This window comes from Priestia sp. TGN 0903 (assembly GCF_050846855.1).
Classification (GTDB): domain Bacteria; phylum Bacillota; class Bacilli; order Bacillales; family Bacillaceae_H; genus Priestia; species Priestia zanthoxyli.
This window is the reverse complement of sequence record NZ_JBOZGL010000008.1, coordinates 30,043-47,300: the sequence shown is the minus strand read 5'-3', so window position 1 is coordinate 47,300 and position 17,258 is coordinate 30,043. Positions and strand designations below refer to the sequence as shown.

The following is a 17,258-nucleotide window of genomic DNA, read 5'->3' as shown; positions in this document are numbered from 1 at the left end:
GTAGGCGAATGCTGATATATACTATGAGGAATTAGCCCAATCTGTGAAGAGAATTTATCGTTTTCTGAGAAAATAAAGGTCTTAAGCTGAATTTTATATAATAATTTGTTATAGTTAGGGAAGTCAAGAAATTATAGAACTGAATTAGGAGGAACTTAACGTGTCTGTAAACTTACATGATGTAGCAAATGATTTAGAAAAAGCAATTCGTCAAAGCGACGATTACACAAACTTAAAAAACTTATATGCAGCAGTAAACGCTGATCAAGGTTCAAAACAATTATTTGAGCGTTTCCGTACAATGCAAATGGAGCTGCAACAAAAGCAAATGATGGGCCAAGAGATCACTGAAGAAGAAGTTCAGCAAGCTCAACAAACAGTTGCAATCGTTCAACAAGATCAAAATATCGCGAAGCTAATGGAAGCTGAGCAACGTATGAGCATGGTAATTGGTGAATTAAACAAAATTATCATGAAGCCACTTGAAGAACTTTACGGTGCGGCTGAATAAGAGATAGAGAAAAGAGGAAAAGAGAAATCTTTTCCTCTTTTTTATGCGGAAATTCCTTCTAATTGTGCAGTTCTGCGCATAAGCTTAGTAACAAGGCTACACATGCCGACCATCATGAAAAGGTCATTTATAACCGTATCCTAACGGATTAGACATCTATGAAAGAAGGGGTTCTCATATGGCTTATCGATTGCTAGCGTTGAATATTGATGGAACCATTTTAAATAGCCAAGGGCGCGTTACAAAAGAAACGAAAGACGCAATTCAATTTGTGAAAAATAAAGGGGTTTACGTTACGTTAGTAACAAACAGGCATTTTCCGTCTGCTAAAAAAATTGCTCGATCACTTAAAGTTCATCCAGCAATGCTCATTACTCATAGCGGTGCCTTTATCGGAACATCGATAGACAAACCGATACTAGATAAGAGAATTAGCGAGGAAAAAACATTTAATCTCATTCAGCTTTTTGAAAATTTTAATTGTCATGTCCGCATTTTGCATGAAAGGTTTTCAATTGGAAATCGTGTAAAGCTTCCTAATAATATTGTAGCTAAAAGCGTGTTAAAAACGGGAGAACCGCTCTTTTATCCCGTGCAGTTCGTAGATTCATTAGGAGATACGCTTCGTGATGAACCTGTTTCTACTCCAAAAATAGAAGTGTATTTTGCAGATCGTAGAGAAAAAGAATACGCTGAGCAAACAATTGCCAGTGCAGTTCCGGATATTGAATGGTTTTCGTATCCAAATGAAAATAGATGTTATATTACGCCAAAAGGAGCCACAAAAGCTGCCGGCGTTCGTTATGTAGCAAATCGTCTAGGGATACCGATGGAAGACGTAGTAGCCATTGGAAATTGCTATGATGATGTAGAAACGATTGAACATGCGGGAATGGGTGTGGCCATGGGTAATTCACCAACGGAATTAAAAATGCTTGCGGATTGGGTTACTCGTTCTAATAATGAAAATGGTGTAGCATATATGGTGAAAGAATTATTTAGAAAGCAGCAGCGTCTTGGTTATCTTCATCAAATTGACAGCTTTCGTTTAAAATAAATAAAAGTATGTTAGTTGAAGGGAAATCCGAACGAAGAATCCAACTCGTTCGGATTTTTTTCATTGGTAAGATAAACTTCAGCTTCACGTATGTAGCTGTTTCTAACTGTTGATTGAAGGGCAAGGCGAAGACTCCTGCATAAATCAACAGAAGTGTAACAAGCAATTCATATGAGCTTATTTGTCCCATTTGTTCGTCTGTAGGTTGAATTAATGTAATTATGGCTCAATTTCTTTTTCCGTTTGTTTCCTGTCCGCATATTCCCTTGAGCTGAGCACCTTGACCGGACATACGTAGGTTTTGTAAACTGATTACTTAGATAGAATTGATTTGAAAGGTGATTATATTGAACATTTATATAAAAGGTATAGAAGATGAGCGTTTTTTACGTCCGCTTCACCGAATTTCAGATTTGTTTTTTGAAGAAAGCAACGTCTCCTTTGAGGATGATAACGAAGCTCAGCTCAAGGTCGAAGTAGAGCTAAAAGTTCATGAAGAAATTTATGCGAAAGCAGTGCTGCATGATGCTGCAACGGACAAGGTGTTTACAGAAGAGCTTTCTAAATCGTTTACGCCGTATGAAACAGAAAAAGAAAAATTTAAGCAAATAAAAAATGTGGTGCTTCGCGTCTACTTATCTGTGTTGCAGGAGTATACAAACATTGTTCAAAAATGGGGTATTTTAACCGGTATACGTCCAACGAAGTTGCTTCATATGAAACTGCAGTCAGGCAAAAGTAAAGAACAAGCACATCGTGAGCTAAAGGAAGAATATTTAATCACTGATGACAAAATTAATTTAATGCAGCATATTGTGGATCGTCAACTAGCAGCTATTCCCGATTTACATGAGTTAAAGAACGAGGTAAGCATTTATATAGGCATTCCGTTTTGTCCGACGAAGTGTGCATACTGTACATTCCCAGCCTATGCGATTAACGGACGTCAAGGATCCGTTACGTCATTTTTAGGCGGCTTGCATTATGAGATGCGTGAAGTAGGGAAATGGTTAAAAGACAATGATGTCAAGATTACAACCGTCTATTATGGCGGAGGCACACCAACGAGCATTACCGCTGAAGAAATGGACATGCTGTATGAAGAGATGTATGAATCGTTCCCTGATGTACAAAATATCCGTGAAATTACGGTAGAAGCAGGAAGACCCGATACGATTACGGAAGAAAAGCTAGCTGTTTTGAACAAATGGAATATTGACCGGATTAGTGTAAATCCGCAGTCTTATATTCAAGAAACTTTAAAAGCTATTGGACGTCATCATACAGTTGAAGAAACGATTGATAAATTTCATCTTTCTCGAAAAATGGGGATGAATAACATTAACATGGACTTAATTATTGGGCTTCCAAATGAAGGTGTAGAAGAATTTCAGCATACGCTAGACGAATCTAAAAAATTGCTTCCTGAATCTTTAACTGTTCATACGCTATCGTTTAAACGCGCGTCGGAAATGACTCAAAATAAAAGGAAATACAAAGTAGCAGATCGCTATGAAATTGGTAAAATGATGGATTTAGCGACTGAGTGGACTCAAGAACAAGGATATGAACCTTATTATTTATATCGCCAAAAAAATATTTTAGGTAATTTAGAGAACGTTGGATATTCATTCCCTGGTCAAGAGAGCCTGTACAATATTATGATCATGGAAGAAAAGCAGACGATTATTGGCCTTGGGTGCGGGGCATCCAGTAAGTTCGTGCATCCAGAAACAGGCATTATTACAAGGTTTGCGAATCCAAAAGACCCAAAATCGTACAACGATGGATTCGAGCACTATACGCAAGAGAAACTCAAGATTTTAGATGAATTGTTTAGGAAATAAAAAGGTCACTTTTTAGTGATCTTTTTTATTTTCAGCAGGGAAATGTCGGAATCTGTTGAATATATAAGAAAGTTGTAAGCGTTTTCTTATTATGACGATGCGAGGTGCCGCTTAATGATGAATGTACAGTTAACCGTACCATCTATGATGGAAAGAGCTGAAAAGCTGTTTGGTAAAAAAGAAGTGATTTCTAAATCTTCAAAAGGGATTCAACGTTTAACTTATAATCAGTTAATAAAACGGACTCGGCAGCTCTCTAGTATGCTAGAACGAATTGGAGTGAAGCGAGGAGAAAGAGTCGGAACGTTTGCATGGAATCATCATAGACATCTGGAGGCTTATTTTGCTGTACCGGGAATAGGCGCTGTGCTTCACACAATTAATATCCGGTTAGATTCTGAGCAAATTGTATACATCATTAACCATGCACGCGATAAAGTCATTTTACTTGATGAATGCTTTTTACCTTTATTTGAAAGCATTCATCAAAGGCTTCCACATGTTGAAGCCTATATCCTTATGTCAGATGAAGGTGAGCTGCCAGAAACAGAGTTGCCAGTGTATCATTACGAAAATTGGATTCAGCAAGGGGATGCATCGCATTCCTTTGTTCAAGATTTAAGCGAAGAAGAACCAGCAGGTCTTTGTTATACCTCTGCTACTACAGGAGAGCCAAAGGGCGTTGTATATTCTCATCGCGCTATTTATTTACACTGTATGGCGCTAGGGCTTGCTGATAGTGCTGGATTATCAGAAGGTGATACCGCTATGCCTATCGTTCCAATGTTTCATGTAAATGCATGGGGAATTCCTTTTGCTGCGGTCTGGTTTGGAACAAAGCTCGTGCTGCCGGGTGCTTTTTGTACCTCAGAGACGATTGCCTCTCTCATTGAACAAGAGAAAGTAACTCTTGCTGCAGCAGTACCTACCGTTTGGTTAAATTTTTTACAAGAGTTAGAAAAAAAGCCTTACGCAGTTGATAGTTTGCGGGCTATTTTATGCGGCGGATCAGCGGCCCCAAAAAGCGTCATTCGAGAATTTCAGGAAAAATATCAAATTGAATTTATGCATGCATACGGAATGACGGAAACAAGCCCTGTTGTAACCGTCTCCCGCTTAAAAAGCTATCAGTACAGCGAAGACCCTGAGTATCAGCTCAGCGTAAAAGCGAAGCAAGGTTTCTTAGTTCCTGGCGTTGAAATGAAAGTAATAGGTCAAAATGGAGAAGTTGCTTGGGATGGAGTGGAAATGGGTGAGCTATTACTAAAGGGGCCATGGGTAGCTTCTGAATATTACAAGGATAAAAGAACAGAAGATACGTTTAAAGACGGCTGGCTGTATACGGGAGATATTGTGACGGTTGACGAAGAGGGAACGATCAAAATTGTAGACCGAACAAAAGATTTAATTAAAAGCGGAGGAGAATGGATTTCATCGGTTGATCTAGAAAACGCGCTGATTGCCCATGAATCTGTTTTCGAAGCCTGTGTCATAGCAGTCCCTCATAAGGTGTGGCAAGAGCGTCCAGTTGCTTGTGTCGTGTTAAAAGATGCATATAAAGGTGTCGTTTCGTCAGAAGAGCTGCTCAAATTTTTAGCGCCGCAGTTCGCAAAATGGTGGCTTCCAGATGACATTTTATTTATGGATGAAATCCCAAAGACAACGGTCGGAAAGTTTTTAAAACGTACGCTTCGTGAACAAGTCCTCAATCATTATCAGAAAGGGTGAGTAAATATGACCGTCGAATTAAAAGTAGTAGAACTAGTTTTGCAAGAGCGTGTCGCCACAATTTCGTTTAACAGGCCGGATGCGTTAAATGCATTAAACGAAGAAGTGCTAGAGCAGTTTATTCAATGTTTAAAAGTTGTCGAAGAAAGTGAAGTGGACTTCTTAGTAGTAAAAGGAAACGGAAAAGTGTTTTCAGCAGGGGGAGATATTAATATGATGATGTCACCTTCACAATCAGAACGTTTTGAGCAGGTGATGGATTTAATTAATGAAGCCGTGCTGACTTTATACAGCCTGCCTCAAATGACGATAAGTGTACTGCACGGTGCGGCAGCAGGGCTAGGGCTCAGCATTGCGCTTGCTTCTGATTATATTATTGCAGAAAGACACACGAAAATTGCGATGAACTTTATCGGCATTGCTCTAATTCCAGACGGAGGCGGTCACTTTTTACTAGAAAAGCGCATCGGTTCTCATCGTGCGAAACAGCTGATTTGGGAAGGAAAGACATTAAAAGCAGAGGAAGCTCATCAATTTGGCATAATTGATGAAATAAAAGAAGGAGATTTGGCGAAGCGTGTAGAAGATTATCTCTCATATTGGCTAAAAAAACCTTCACGTGCTTTGAAGGAAACAAAGCGAATTTATGTGGAGACATCTATTTCACAATTAAAGCAAGTGCTTGCGCTTGAGAAAAGAAGTCAGTTTGCTATGAGCCAAAGTTCGGATCATAAGGAAGGTGTACGTGCGTTTCTGGAAAAGCGAGCGCCTGTTTTTAATCAAAGTGAAAAAGATATTTCCGAAAATTAAGTGAACTAGTTTAAAAGCCAATATTTTTGTCTATCATATTGATAGAGCATGTTTAAAAGTTGCAAAACAGTGGTAACACAAGATAATGTAGAAACTAATGAGGTGATTGGAAATGAACAAAACAGATTTAGTAAACGCAGTGGCAACAAAATCAGAGTTAACAAAAGCAGATGCATCTAAAGCAGTTGACGCATTACTAGAAACAATTTCATCAACGCTAGGTGAAGGTGAAAAAATTCAGTTAATCGGCTTCGGTACATTTGAAGTACGCGAGCGTGCTGCTCGTACAGGCCGTAACCCTCAAACGGGTGAAGAAATGCAAATTCCAGCATCAAAAGTACCGGCATTTAAAGCTGGTAAAGAACTAAAAGAAGCTGTAAAGTAATATAAAACGCCGGAAAGCTAAACCTTTCCGGCGTTTTGTATTAACGATGAAATAATACAAGTTTTCCGCTAGAGCTAACGCATCGATGTGTTTTTTCTAAGTAGGCAAGCTCTTCTAACTTTTTGGTGCCGATTGTCTTTGCTTCTGTTTCAGAAGCTGCTTCGAAGCTTTCATCTATTAATTTTTCTCCAGTCTTTTCAAAAGCGGTTAATGTATAAGTACTCATAAAATCTACTCTCCTCTTATAGTATAATTGTAAGCGTATTCAACATATTTCTCGTCTTATTCCTCTAAATCCTGCTAAGGTTTACAGATATCATTTTTTTCCATACAATAAACATAGGTTTATTTACAAAGGAGGAATTAAATGTCTCTTTCTATCCGTGAAGTTTCAAAAAGGTACGGTGAATTTACAGCTGTAAATGAACTATCCTTGCAAATTCCAAAGGGTGAAGTGTTTGGTTTTTTAGGTGCAAACGGTGCTGGCAAAACAACGACGTTTCGAATGATTTTAGGGCTCATTGAACCAACCTCAGGTCACATCCAATGGAATGATAAATCTTTAACTTACAGTAGAAGCCATCTAGTTGGTTACCTTCCAGAAGAAAGGGGATTATATCCGAAATTAAAAGTCAAAGATCAGCTTGTTTATCTAGGACGGCTGCGCGGGATGAAAAAAGCTAACGTGCTGCAAGAAATGGAGCGCTGGTTATCTCGATTTAATATTCCTCAATATGCTTCAAAAAAAGTAGAAGAGCTATCCAAAGGAAATCAGCAAAAAATTCAATTTATCGCTTCCGTTATTCATCGTCCCGAGCTGCTTATTTTAGATGAACCTTTTAGCGGCTTGGATCCTGTAAACGTAGAGGTACTAAAAGAAGCGGTACTTGATTTGAAAAAACGCGGGACGACGATTGTTTTTTCAAGTCATCGAATGGAACATGTGGAAGAACTTTGTGAATATTTATGTATTATGCATCATGGTACGCCTGTTGTATATGGAAGACTGCCGGAGATCAAGCGTTCATTTGGCAAGAAAAACGTCATTATACATGGGAAAGGTCCGTTTGAGAGAATTACGGAGCTTGAAGGTGTTGTAAAGGTGAAAAAAACGGTTGAAGGCATGATTGTTCAAATTCAGCATGAATCCGTATCGCAACTCATTTTTCAAGAACTTAAACATTTTTCATTTGTATCTAAATTTGCAGTGGAAGAGCCTTCATTAAATGATATTTTTATTGAAAAGGTAGGTGCTTCCTATGAATAAATTTTGGGTCATCGTTTTTCATACATATCTTAATAAATTAAAAACAAAATCTTTTATTATTACGACGATTATTACTGCTCTTATTCTAGTTGCTCTTACAAATATGGAGAAAATTATCGACGTTTTTAATTCAGACGATAATGGCACAAATGTGGGTGTCATCTATGAAGTGGAAAGCGTATATACGTTGTTCAAACAAAATGTAAATGCTATGGATTCAGACATTCATTTAAAAGAATTTACGTCTGAGGCTAAGGCAAAGCAAGCGGTAAAAAGCGGGCAGCTCGATAGCTATTTACTTTTATCTTTAAACGATAAGCAGCTGCCTCAAGCTGTGTACAAAGCTAACTCTTTGGCCGAATCAAATCTTTCGTCTACCTTAGAACAGGCGGTACAGCAAACAAAAGTGGCTATGGCTACAGTGAAAATTGGTTTAGAAGAAAAGCAAATTGATCAGCTTTACAGCCCTGTTTCATTTGAAAAAGAAGCGTTAGTTGAAAATGCCAAAACAGAACAAGAGCTAAATCAAGCAAGAGGTCTTGTGTATGTTCTGCTGTTTGTTATTTATTTTGCCGTTATCATGTATGGGAGCATGATTGCGATGGAAGTAGCTACTGAAAAATCATCCCGCGTTATGGAGATCCTTGTATCGAGCGTATCACCTATTACACAAATGTTTGCTAAAATTATTGGAATTGCACTGCTCAGCTTAACACAGCTTGCAGTGATACTGAGCGTGGGCTACACATCGTTAAAAGCCAGTGTGGAAACAAATCATAACGGCATCTTTTCTTATCTCGGATTTAATGATGTTCCGCTGACTACATTCGTGTATGCATTTGTCTTTTTCATATTAGGGTACTTTCTTTTTGCTACGCTCGCGGCTTTTTTAGGTTCTCTTGTAAGCCGTATTGAAGATGTACAGCAAATGATTACGCCCATGACCCTTGTGATTGTGGCCGCTTTTTTAATTGCTATGTTTGGACTTGGTGATCCTGAAACCACAATCATTACGGTCACATCTTTTATCCCGTTTTTTGCTCCGATGATTATGTTTTTGCGTGTAGGTATGTTAAATGTTCCTATGTGGGAAGTGAGTGTATCGATAGGGATTTTGGTTGTGACGATTACTGCTTTAGCTATATTTGGTGCCCGTGTGTATAAAGGAGGAGTCCTTATGTATGGTCAATCTACCTCTTTTAAAGATATTAAAAAGGCGCTGCAGTTAACGAAAAAAGAAACATAAAGAAGTGAGAGGCTGAGACAAAAGTAGATTAGTTGAAGGGAGGTCCGGACGAACAATCTAGATTCTTGATGGAGAATCCAACTCGTCCGGATTTTTTTATTGGTATGGTGACCATAGTTTGCATGTATGTAGTTGTTTCTAGCTGTGTATTGGAGAGCAAGACGAAGACTCCTGCGGAGAAAGCGGAAGCGACGAGGAGGCTCAGCGGCTGCCGGAAAGAGAAGTCTTGCACGGAAATCAACAGCGGTGCCTCAAGCGATTCATACTAGCTCCTTTATCCAATCTGTTTGTCTTTAGAATGTATTGATTTTGTTGTGTCATAATCTCATCTCTTATGAAAAAGCGTCTACCCGTGCATTCGGTGCCAAGCGATGGTAAAATGAAATGTAAAGAGCTGTAAATAAGCGGACGAAGCGATAAGAGCTTTGCTATCAAATACATAGAATGAAGTGGTAAGGAGGAAAAGGGCATGACAAAAGGAATTGCTCAATACGAAGTAGGAGAGCAAGTTGATCTTTATTTTTTAATTAAATCCTCAACGAGAGGAATTGCAAGCAATGGAAAACCATTTTTAACGGTAATCCTACAGGATAAAACAGGTGATATTGAAGCCAAGCTGTGGGATGCATCCCCAGATGACGAGGAAAATTATGCTGCTCAAAAGATTGTGCGAGCTGCTGGAGAAGTAATGAATTACCGCGGGCGCAACCAGCTGAAAATACGCAACATTCGTCCTGCGCAGCCCCAAGACGGAGTGCGCACATCTGACTTTTTAGAAGTGGCGCCTTTATCTCAAGAAGAAATGGTGGAACATATTACAAAGAGTATATTTGAAATGAAAAATTCAAATGTCCAGCGCATTACTCGCCATTTGTTTAAAAAATATCAAACGGAATTTTTAGAATATCCGGCAGCAACTAAAAATCACCATGAGTTTGTATCGGGGCTTGCCTACCATGTGGTGTCTATGCTGAAGCTGGCTGAGTCATTTTCAACCCTTTATCCAAGCTTAAACCGCGACTTGCTGTATGCTGGAGTTATTCTTCATGACCTTGGCAAAGTATTTGAACTTTCAGGTCCTGTTTCGACGATATACACAGTCGAAGGGAACTTGCTTGGCCATATCTCGATTATGGTGAATGAAATTGGAAAAGCGGCGGAAGAATTAGCGATTGAAGGAGAAGAGGTCATGCTTCTTCAGCACCTTGTATTATCGCATCACGGTAAGGAAGAGTGGGGAAGTCCGAAAAAGCCGTTAATTAAAGAGGCTGAGATGCTTCATTTGATTGACAATGTAGACGCTAAAATGAATATGCTGGACCGAGCATTAACAAAAGTGAAGCCTGGTGAATTTACAGAGCGTATTTTTGCACTTGATAATCGTTCATTTTATAAACCAACGATTGATTAAAAAGGTATAAGTCTTTCTTCCTTCGCATATAGTGGTTGTAAATAACTGTGATGGGGGATCAATATATGGTGACACTACCAATTTGGATTTATTTAGTTGTAGCAGGCATTTTCTTTAGTGGATTTATGGCAATTCGTGCTGCACAACATGATAAGCAAGTGGATGATTCGTTTATTGAAAAAGAGGGACAAGTCTTCATCGAAAGAATGCAAGTGGAAAAAGAAAGACGCAACAGCGATTCTATCTGATTATATAAAAGAGCCTGTCACATGAGTGACAGGCTCTTAGCATTACTGCTGAGGAGTTTCTACGCCAGATTGACTATCTGTCGCACCTTCTTCGAAAATTGGTTTTACATTTTTATCTTTGACTTCCACTTTTGCTTTATCAAGCTCTTTTTGAATCTTCTTGTTCGCTTCTGCTTGATCTACTTTTGAACGTTTGATTTGCTGCTCAAGTTCGGGTTTCTTTTTCTCAAACGATTCTACTTTCTTTTTATCGACTAGTTTAATGATATGGTAGCCGTACTCTGTTTTGATTGGTTTACTTACTTCACCTTTTTTCAGCTTGTAAGCCGCTTCTTCAAATTCTTTAACCATTTGGCCTTCACCGAAGTAGCCTAAATCGCCGCCGTTAGCTGCAGACTGCTGATCCGTTGAATATTCTTTTGCTAGACTAGCAAAGTCCTCGCCTTTTTTGATTTTCGCTTCTACTTCGTTTGCTGTCTTTTCGTCTTTTACTAAAATATGACTTGCGCGAATTTGAGGTTTTTGAGCTTTATATTCATCATAAGCTTTTTTCAGTTCTTTGTCCGATACCTTAATGCCTGCCGTAGCAGCTTTTTCACGGAGAATATCAACTTTTAGCATATCTTTGACTTCTTTTTCGCCTTTTTGCTTAATAACTGAATCCACCTGATCACCGTATTGTTCTCTTAGAATGTTCAGCTGCTGATCAAGCTCTTTATCCGTTACTTTATATTTTTTACTCAATACTTTTTCTTCGGTAACGCTTCGTACGAGTGTATTAAATTGGTCTTGTCCGATTGTATCTTTCATTTGCTTATACAAATCACCTTGAGTGATATTGCCTGCTTTTGTTTCTACAATTACTTTTGAAGAATCGTTTGCATTTGAAGCATCATTTCCCCCACTGCATGCTGATAAAGCAACGAGGCTGGCTGCCGTTGTTAGTGCAACTAAGCTTTTTTTCATACGTAAACACTCCTACTCATCATTTTTACTTATGTAGCTTGACTCAAGATTTACTATATCACATTTCCTGATGTTAGCAAATGAAGTTAAAACCACGTAAATTTACATTTATTTTCCACTAAGCATGGAGTGATTATACGCTTATGATGGCTTTTTTATAAAGCGTTTTCAAAATGGTGGACAAACTCACAGAGTAATCTCCAAACGAGAAGCAAGAGAAATAAATTATGGAGTTTGGGCTAAAAGCCTAGACGTTTTTTGAGCTGATGCATAAGATGCAGTATTAGTAAACAAAGGGGGTGCTCAAATGAGCGGATGCGGATATGGAGGCGGTTTTGCACTATTAGTTGTACTGTTTATCTTATTAGTCATTGTTGGTTGTGCATGTTACCACTAGGAAACAGATGAATATAAAAGGAAAGGGGCGATAGATATGGGTTCTTACGGATGCGGATACGGCAGTGGATTTGCTCTATTAGTCGTATTATTCATCTTATTAGTTATCATCGGCGCTAGCTGTTTTTGCTAAGCCTATAAAAAAGCGGTGAGACATCTCACCGTTTTTTATGTAAATGATACTTCAATATAAGATGAAACTAATAAAATGGTAATTAATACATTAATCGTACGAAAAACTTTAGGCTGTTTTTCAGCTGGAATTTCTTTTTGAATACACAATGTATTTGTTAGTGCATTGATGTAGAATAAAATGAATAGTGCAAATACAATAAAGAATATGTACATAAAAATCCCCCTAACAAAATCAGTGTGACGAAGACAAAAAGTCTTATAGTCATTTATATAGTACAGCTTTGTATGAATTTACAAATATCTATATTAACATTACCAAAAAAGCGGTAAAATAGATAGTTATATATACGGTTGAACAAAGAATTTCAAAAGGTATTTACACAGAAATGCGGTTTTTATTTTATAAAGGGTAGTTAAGAAGTTGAGAAATAGGTTTTAAACGAAATAGCAAAGTGAATGGATAAGAAATGAGTAACAATCAGCCATTGTGCAAAAGGATTGTTAAAAAGGACAGAGGGATTTATATTAATATATGCAGTGAGTACATAATCAGTATATGAAAATCTTTATACGGTGCTACTCAAACAGGAAATGTGATTGACGAAGAAAGAATTATTTGGAAGAACATGAATGAATCATGTACAATATGGAGTAGAGATATATGAACGTTGAAGGAGTAGGGGAAGCGGATGGAAACTTTAGAATCTCGAGTATCACGTTTAGAATATTACATAAAACTGTTATCTGGGACATCTGAACAAGAAGCTAAACCATTTATTGATTTAGTGGTAAGAAATCAGCTTACAAAGAAGGAAGTAGAGGAAATTTTAATTCTGTGTGAAGATACAAAAAACGAATATATTGAGCAAAAAGCGGAAGGCCTAACAGACTTTGTTCCGCTTCTTACACAATTTGTTGGTATGCTGAATTATAAATTAACTCCTAGAGAGACGGTCGAATCGCTTCGTTATCAACCTTCTTATCAAGATGTGATGAATGAATTTTTTGAAATTATTCAATGGATAAGGGACTAACCATTAAGAGTTTGAAATAGTCTCCTGGTGGTTCTCTTTATCTTTCTTGACAAGCTTGCCATCTTCTTCAGTGAATTCTTCTTCGATATGATGGAAAGATCGCTCGAAGATATCCATAAAATCTTCACCGTAAATTTTGCGGATGACGGTCATTAGTTCCATAAACTCAGGGAATTTGCCGTACAAGTCGCGCAACGGAAGTGCGCCGCTGAATACTGAATTATTAGAAGGTTCGTAATGTTCCATTAAATCCAGTAAAATGGCCTCGCCTTTATCTGTCAGCTGAATGTACGTATTTCGCTTGTCGCTTTCTTTTTTAGAAAACTCAAGTAAACCTCGTTCTTCTAGTTTTTTGGAGAAGTTAAATGCAGTAGAAACATGCATAACTCCAAACTTGGCAATTTCGGAAATGGAAGCCCCGTTTAAATGATATGAAATCCACAAAATATGATGCTCGTTAATATTAAGGTCATAAGGCTTAATCCATTGCTGCCAATCCTTCTCTACGGTTTTCCAAAGGGCTTTACTTAATTGGGCAATACGTTGGCTAAATAGAAGTGCTTCTTTCAAACTGTAATCCTGATCACTAGTCTTTTTCATCTTCTCCCACCTACTTAGTCTCTTTTTTTATTTATCTTCTATTATGCCAATAAAATAAAAAATTATAAAGATGTAAATTTACAAAATTTTAAAAAATTAAAAAAGAAGGCGCTTTAACCTTCTTTTTTGTCAATTTTTTCATTGGGATTTTTAGTTGTCTGTACATGTTCCTCTAGGTTTGACAAAGAATTTTGGATTTCTTTCAAATGATGCTGAATGGATTCCTTATGAGGGACAATTTCTTCTTTAAACTGACCAAGGGTAGTAGAAAGGTCACTTGCGATATTTTTCACTATAGTATTTCCTTCTCTGGCGGTCATTTGTACTTGTTGAGAAACAGCTTTTATTTTTGTTGAGAGCTCTTGTTGTGAAGCGTTAACTCGGTCTTTTCGAGAACTGACACGCTGTTTAAGTTCTCGTCCTGAATATGGAGTAATAAGAAGCGTTGTAATAGCGGCTACGGTGCTTCCGATTGCTGCTCCAGCTGCTAGTTTTTTCATTCTACTCATTATTTATTTCCTCCTATGTAGTAAAGTAATTGCTAACACTTCCTTCTGACATAATCATAAAAAAATAGCATAGATTTATACAAAAGAAGGAGGTTATCAACATGGGATAGCTTTATTCATTCTTTTGATGATTAGCCTGAGTTTTTTTCTCGCTGCTTTTAAATGGTTTAGCCTTACGACTAGAACGGCATCATATCCACCTAAACACGTACTTAAACAAAAGTCTCTTACATGTGCGACAGTGGCTTTTGCGAGTTTTTTATTGGCGCTTATACTTTATTATGTAACCTAGGATGGGGAACTTAAACCTTTATTACATAGTAAGTCTTCATACCTATTGTATGAGCTGCAAATGAAATTTAAGTGAAAAGCATCCTGTACCATTTCTTTTTAAACAAAAGAACCGTAGGCTGTCTCTAAAAGATCAGCAACATACTATAAATGAACCGTTTTATCTAAAGGTCCGCCACGCTTTGGCGGGCCTTAGCTTTTGGTGTAAAAAAAGAGCCTGATTCTTAATTAAATCAGGCTCTTGACGTTACGATAATTTTGCTTTGATACTTGTGCGTTTTAGAACGGATTGAACAATTGGATAAATAACGACCATAACGATTGTATTTACTACTGTTGCAGGTAATACAACCGCAGCAACAAGTGCCATGACGCTATTTCCACCCGGTAAGCCGACGATTAGCGCGGCAGCTGACAAGAATACGGTTCCTGATACGAGCGTGCCAACAGCTGTTAAAGCAGCAGCAACTGGTGTTTTCATGCCTATTGCTTTTTTCACAAGCATAAATAATGCAAAGAAAACAAATGCTGTAATTGGTTTATCAATCAAGTTTGCAATTTGTCCGCCAGGAAAGCTTGTTGTTAAAGCAGAAATAACTGCTGTGGTTAAGCTAACCAATGCAACATTTTTTACGCTAGGAAACAACAGGATTGCTAAAAACATCATTGTTAACATCATATCTGGCTTCATTCCAAATAAAATAGGAGGTACCACCGTGTGGAGAACCGCTCCAATTCCGACTAATAACGCTAAAGAAACTAAAACTTTTGTATTCATTTCTCATCTCTCCTCTTCTAAGCTAAGCTCGAAATATACCAATAGTGCGTCTATGCCCATTGCATATATTTACATACTGATTATAACATATTTATGTGAAAAAAGAATCAGCTAATTCTGCCAATTACGCGTTTGCCTGCGCAAATTCATCCATAAAGACGGCAAGAGCTTCACACGCTTCAAGCGGCACAGCATTGTAAATAGAAGCGCGGCATCCGCCGATTGAACGGTGTCCAGCTAATCCTACAAAGCCTTTTTCTTTTGCTTGCTGTAAAAACTCAGCCGTTAGCTCATCGTTTGGTAAAGTAAACGTGACATTCATAATTGAACGGCTTTCCTCTGTAGCGTGAGGAGTATAGAAACCGTTTGAACGTTCCATGCTTGCGTAGAGTAACTTAGCTTTTTTATGATTTTGAGCTTCAATGGCTTTAACGCCCCCTTGTTCTTTAATCCAATCTAAAACAAGTGAAAGCATATAAATACCAAACGTTGGAGGAGTGTTGTAAAGAGAATTGCTCTTTACGTGAGTCTCATAGTTCAGCATTGTTGGTAAACCTTCAGGGATACGTTTAAGCAATTCTTTCTTCAAAATGACAACTGTTACACCAGATGGTCCGAGGTTTTTCTGAGCACCAGCATAAATGAGTGAGAACTTAGATACATCAATTTGACGGCAAAGAATGTCGCTTGACATGTCAGCAATTAAGTCTACTCCTTCAATAGAAGGGTAGTCAGCCCATTGTGTACCAAAAATGGTATTATTGGACGTGATATGCAAGTACCCAATCTCTTCTTTTGGAAGCTTTATATCATCTAAAGCTGGAATAGAGCTGTAGTTCTCTTCTTTAGTAGAAGCAACCACTGCTGTTTTTCCAAGTTTCTTTGCTTCTTTTAACGCTTTTTCTGACCATGATCCCGTTAGCACATATGCCCCCACTTGATCAGGAGCTAAAAAGTTCATTGGAATCATAGAGAATTGCAGGCTTGCTCCGCCCTGCAGGAATAAAATTTCATGTGTATCTGGAATATTAAGCAATTCCGTTAGTGTTTCTTTAGCATGTGTTAATACATCTTCAAACTCTTTGCTGCGATGTGATAATTCCATCACAGACATACCTGTATTTTTGAAGTTAACTAGCTCCTCTTGAGCAAGTTGTAAGACAGGTAGGGGAAGCGCAGATGGACCTGCATTAAAATTATAAGCTCTGTTTAACGTAATCACATTAATTCCTCCTCAAATTAGTTCGAACACTCATCATACAAAATGGCTAATGACTGATGTCAGAAAGAATATCATTATACTATCATGAAAACTCTTAGTTGTGGAGGTAACTTTTCAAAAATTTAAATTAATCTGTAAAGAGAAAATAATAGAAAAAAGATAAATAAAAAGTATACGTAAACATGTTTTGGTAAACATGTAAAAGAAATGTTTATATGCTATACTGATGGAAGAAATAATGTGGAGGAACAGAATGAGAGTATTAAAATATGCAATATTAGGGCTCTTAAATCAGGAGGAGCTCAGCGGGTATGACATTACCAGACTTTTTAAAGAAGAGGTTGGTAATTTTTGGAGTGCTAAACACAGCCAGATTTATCCCGAGCTAAAGCGATTAACAGAAGAGGGATTTATTCGCTATGAAACGGTGATTCAAGGCAAAAAATTAGAAAAAAAGATGTATTCGATAACGGAAGAAGGAAGAGTCGAGCTAAGCAAGTGGCTCACTACGATTGATCCTATTCCTGAAACAACTAAAGATGAATTTATGTTAAAAGCTTATTTTGCTTCATCCATGTCAATAGAAGAGTTAAAGCAACAAATAGATAACCAATTATCAAGCAGGAAAATGAAGCTGACTTTTTTAAAAAAACGAATGGATGATCTTTTAGAAGAAGTTAATCACCACATTACCGTTTCTTCTCCTCAATTTGGTCATTACTTGGTGCTATCTCGTGCTCAAGACCGGGAGACAAGCTATATCAATTGGCTTGAACGTACGCTGAATTTAATTGAAAAAGAACAATAAGAAAAGGTG

At 37.7% G+C, this 17,258-nt stretch carries 21 protein-coding genes; 14 read left to right on the top strand and 7 right to left on the bottom strand.

The genetic code is table 11. The annotated features are described in order from the left end of the window. Window positions 1–160 precede the first annotated feature (160 nt). The 6 genes from ACRPLY_RS22480 to ACRPLY_RS22455 all read left to right on the top strand — a co-directional run bounded on the left by ACRPLY_RS22480 (window position 161) and on the right by ACRPLY_RS22455 (window position 6,338). Window positions 161–511 carry a YlbF family regulator gene (locus ACRPLY_RS22480; protein WP_013055299.1) on the top strand — a complete coding sequence of 117 codons (351 nt, stop codon included), beginning with the start codon at window positions 161–163 and terminating at the stop codon, window positions 509–511. 178 nt (window positions 512–689) lie between these two features. Continuing rightward, window positions 690–1,568 carry a Cof-type HAD-IIB family hydrolase gene (locus ACRPLY_RS22475; RefSeq protein ID WP_028412564.1) on the top strand — a complete coding sequence of 293 codons (879 nt, stop codon included), beginning with the start codon at window positions 690–692 and terminating at the stop codon, window positions 1,566–1,568. A 344-nt stretch (window positions 1,569–1,912) separates the two neighbouring features. Further along, complete coding sequence (locus ACRPLY_RS22470) at window positions 1,913–3,415, top strand: coproporphyrinogen III oxidase (protein WP_182029536.1); 1,503 nt, start codon at window positions 1,913–1,915, stop codon at window positions 3,413–3,415. 114 nt (window positions 3,416–3,529) lie between these two features. Beyond that, entirely contained in the window at window positions 3,530–5,143 is a 1,614-nt protein-coding gene (locus ACRPLY_RS22465; protein WP_432232117.1) for a long-chain fatty acid--CoA ligase, read from the top strand. A gap of 6 nt (window positions 5,144–5,149) precedes the next feature. Further along, complete coding sequence (locus ACRPLY_RS22460) at window positions 5,150–5,953, top strand: enoyl-CoA hydratase (RefSeq protein WP_028412561.1); 804 nt, start codon at window positions 5,150–5,152, stop codon at window positions 5,951–5,953. A 112-nt stretch (window positions 5,954–6,065) separates the two neighbouring features. Then, on the top strand, window positions 6,066–6,338 hold the full coding sequence (locus tag ACRPLY_RS22455; protein ID WP_013055305.1) for an HU family DNA-binding protein: 273 nt from the start codon (window positions 6,066–6,068) through the stop codon (window positions 6,336–6,338). Between the two features lie 40 nt (window positions 6,339–6,378). Here ACRPLY_RS22455 and ACRPLY_RS22450 read toward each other — a convergent pair whose 3' ends face one another. After that, complete coding sequence (locus tag ACRPLY_RS22450) at window positions 6,379–6,564, bottom strand: YhzD family protein (RefSeq protein WP_028412560.1); 186 nt, start codon at window positions 6,562–6,564, stop codon at window positions 6,379–6,381. 141 nt (window positions 6,565–6,705) lie between these two features. Between ACRPLY_RS22450 and ACRPLY_RS22445 the strand changes: the two genes are divergently transcribed. From ACRPLY_RS22445 to ACRPLY_RS22430, 4 genes are all read left to right on the top strand, one after another. After that, window positions 6,706–7,605 carry an ABC transporter ATP-binding protein gene (locus ACRPLY_RS22445; protein ID WP_028412559.1) on the top strand — a complete coding sequence of 300 codons (900 nt, stop codon included), beginning with the start codon at window positions 6,706–6,708 and terminating at the stop codon, window positions 7,603–7,605. Continuing rightward, complete coding sequence (locus tag ACRPLY_RS22440) at window positions 7,598–8,851, top strand: ABC transporter permease (protein ID WP_098999425.1); 1,254 nt, start codon at window positions 7,598–7,600, stop codon at window positions 8,849–8,851. The genes ACRPLY_RS22445 and ACRPLY_RS22440 overlap by 8 nt, the downstream gene beginning before the upstream one ends. Before the next feature lie 469 nt (window positions 8,852–9,320). Further along, window positions 9,321–10,262: a 3'-5' exoribonuclease YhaM gene (gene yhaM / locus ACRPLY_RS22435; protein WP_013055309.1), complete on the top strand. Its 942-nt coding sequence runs from the start codon at window positions 9,321–9,323 to the stop codon at window positions 10,260–10,262. Window positions 10,263–10,327: 65 nt separating this feature from the next. Continuing rightward, complete coding sequence (locus ACRPLY_RS22430; RefSeq protein ID WP_013055310.1) at window positions 10,328–10,510, top strand: sporulation YhaL family protein; 183 nt, start codon at window positions 10,328–10,330, stop codon at window positions 10,508–10,510. Between the two features lie 42 nt (window positions 10,511–10,552). On the opposite strand, the gene ACRPLY_RS22425 is transcribed toward ACRPLY_RS22430, so the two are convergent. Further along, on the bottom strand, window positions 10,553–11,476 hold the full coding sequence (locus ACRPLY_RS22425; RefSeq protein ID WP_013055311.1) for a peptidylprolyl isomerase: 924 nt from the start codon (window positions 11,474–11,476) through the stop codon (window positions 10,553–10,555). A gap of 307 nt (window positions 11,477–11,783) precedes the next feature. Here ACRPLY_RS22425 and ACRPLY_RS22420 point away from each other — a divergent pair, with 307 nt between their 5' ends. Further along, window positions 11,784–11,873 carry a YjcZ family sporulation protein gene (locus tag ACRPLY_RS22420; protein WP_074682953.1) on the top strand — a complete coding sequence of 30 codons (90 nt, stop codon included), beginning with the start codon at window positions 11,784–11,786 and terminating at the stop codon, window positions 11,871–11,873. 36 nt (window positions 11,874–11,909) lie between these two features. Then, the gene (locus ACRPLY_RS22415) at window positions 11,910–12,005 is read left to right on the top strand and encodes a YjcZ family sporulation protein (protein ID WP_016762974.1); all 96 of its coding nucleotides are present in this window, start codon (window positions 11,910–11,912) and stop codon (window positions 12,003–12,005) included. Window positions 12,006–12,040: 35 nt separating this feature from the next. Here the strand turns inward: ACRPLY_RS22415 and ACRPLY_RS22410 are convergent, their stop codons facing one another. Beyond that, window positions 12,041–12,220 (bottom strand): hypothetical protein, encoded by a 180-nt coding sequence (locus ACRPLY_RS22410; protein ID WP_013055312.1) that lies wholly within the window; start codon window positions 12,218–12,220, stop codon window positions 12,041–12,043. Window positions 12,221–12,696: 476 nt separating this feature from the next. Here ACRPLY_RS22410 and ACRPLY_RS22405 point away from each other — a divergent pair, with 476 nt between their 5' ends. Continuing rightward, a complete protein-coding gene (locus ACRPLY_RS22405) occupies window positions 12,697–13,041 on the top strand; it encodes a DUF1878 family protein (RefSeq protein ID WP_013081673.1) in 345 nt (114 codons plus the stop codon). Window positions 13,042–13,044: 3 nt separating this feature from the next. Here the strand turns inward: ACRPLY_RS22405 and ACRPLY_RS22400 are convergent, their stop codons facing one another. The 4 genes from ACRPLY_RS22400 to serC form a co-directional block, all read right to left on the bottom strand. Continuing rightward, window positions 13,045–13,641, bottom strand: a complete 597-nt coding sequence (locus ACRPLY_RS22400) for an HTH-type transcriptional regulator Hpr (protein ID WP_014461677.1) — start codon at window positions 13,639–13,641, stop codon at window positions 13,045–13,047. A gap of 113 nt (window positions 13,642–13,754) precedes the next feature. Next, window positions 13,755–14,150, bottom strand: coding sequence for a YtxH domain-containing protein (locus ACRPLY_RS22395; protein ID WP_028412556.1), 396 nt, complete (start codon window positions 14,148–14,150; stop codon window positions 13,755–13,757). Between the two features lie 538 nt (window positions 14,151–14,688). Further along, window positions 14,689–15,219 carry a tryptophan transporter gene (locus ACRPLY_RS22390; RefSeq protein WP_028412555.1) on the bottom strand — a complete coding sequence of 177 codons (531 nt, stop codon included), beginning with the start codon at window positions 15,217–15,219 and terminating at the stop codon, window positions 14,689–14,691. Window positions 15,220–15,343: 124 nt separating this feature from the next. Next, the gene (serC, locus tag ACRPLY_RS22385; protein ID WP_034327445.1) at window positions 15,344–16,441 is read right to left on the bottom strand and encodes a 3-phosphoserine/phosphohydroxythreonine transaminase; all 1,098 of its coding nucleotides are present in this window, start codon (window positions 16,439–16,441) and stop codon (window positions 15,344–15,346) included. Window positions 16,442–16,694: 253 nt separating this feature from the next. On the opposite strand from serC, the gene ACRPLY_RS22380 reads away from it, so the two are divergent. Then, window positions 16,695–17,249 carry a PadR family transcriptional regulator gene (locus tag ACRPLY_RS22380; RefSeq protein WP_028412553.1) on the top strand — a complete coding sequence of 185 codons (555 nt, stop codon included), beginning with the start codon at window positions 16,695–16,697 and terminating at the stop codon, window positions 17,247–17,249. The last annotated feature ends 9 nt before the right edge of the window (window positions 17,250–17,258 follow it).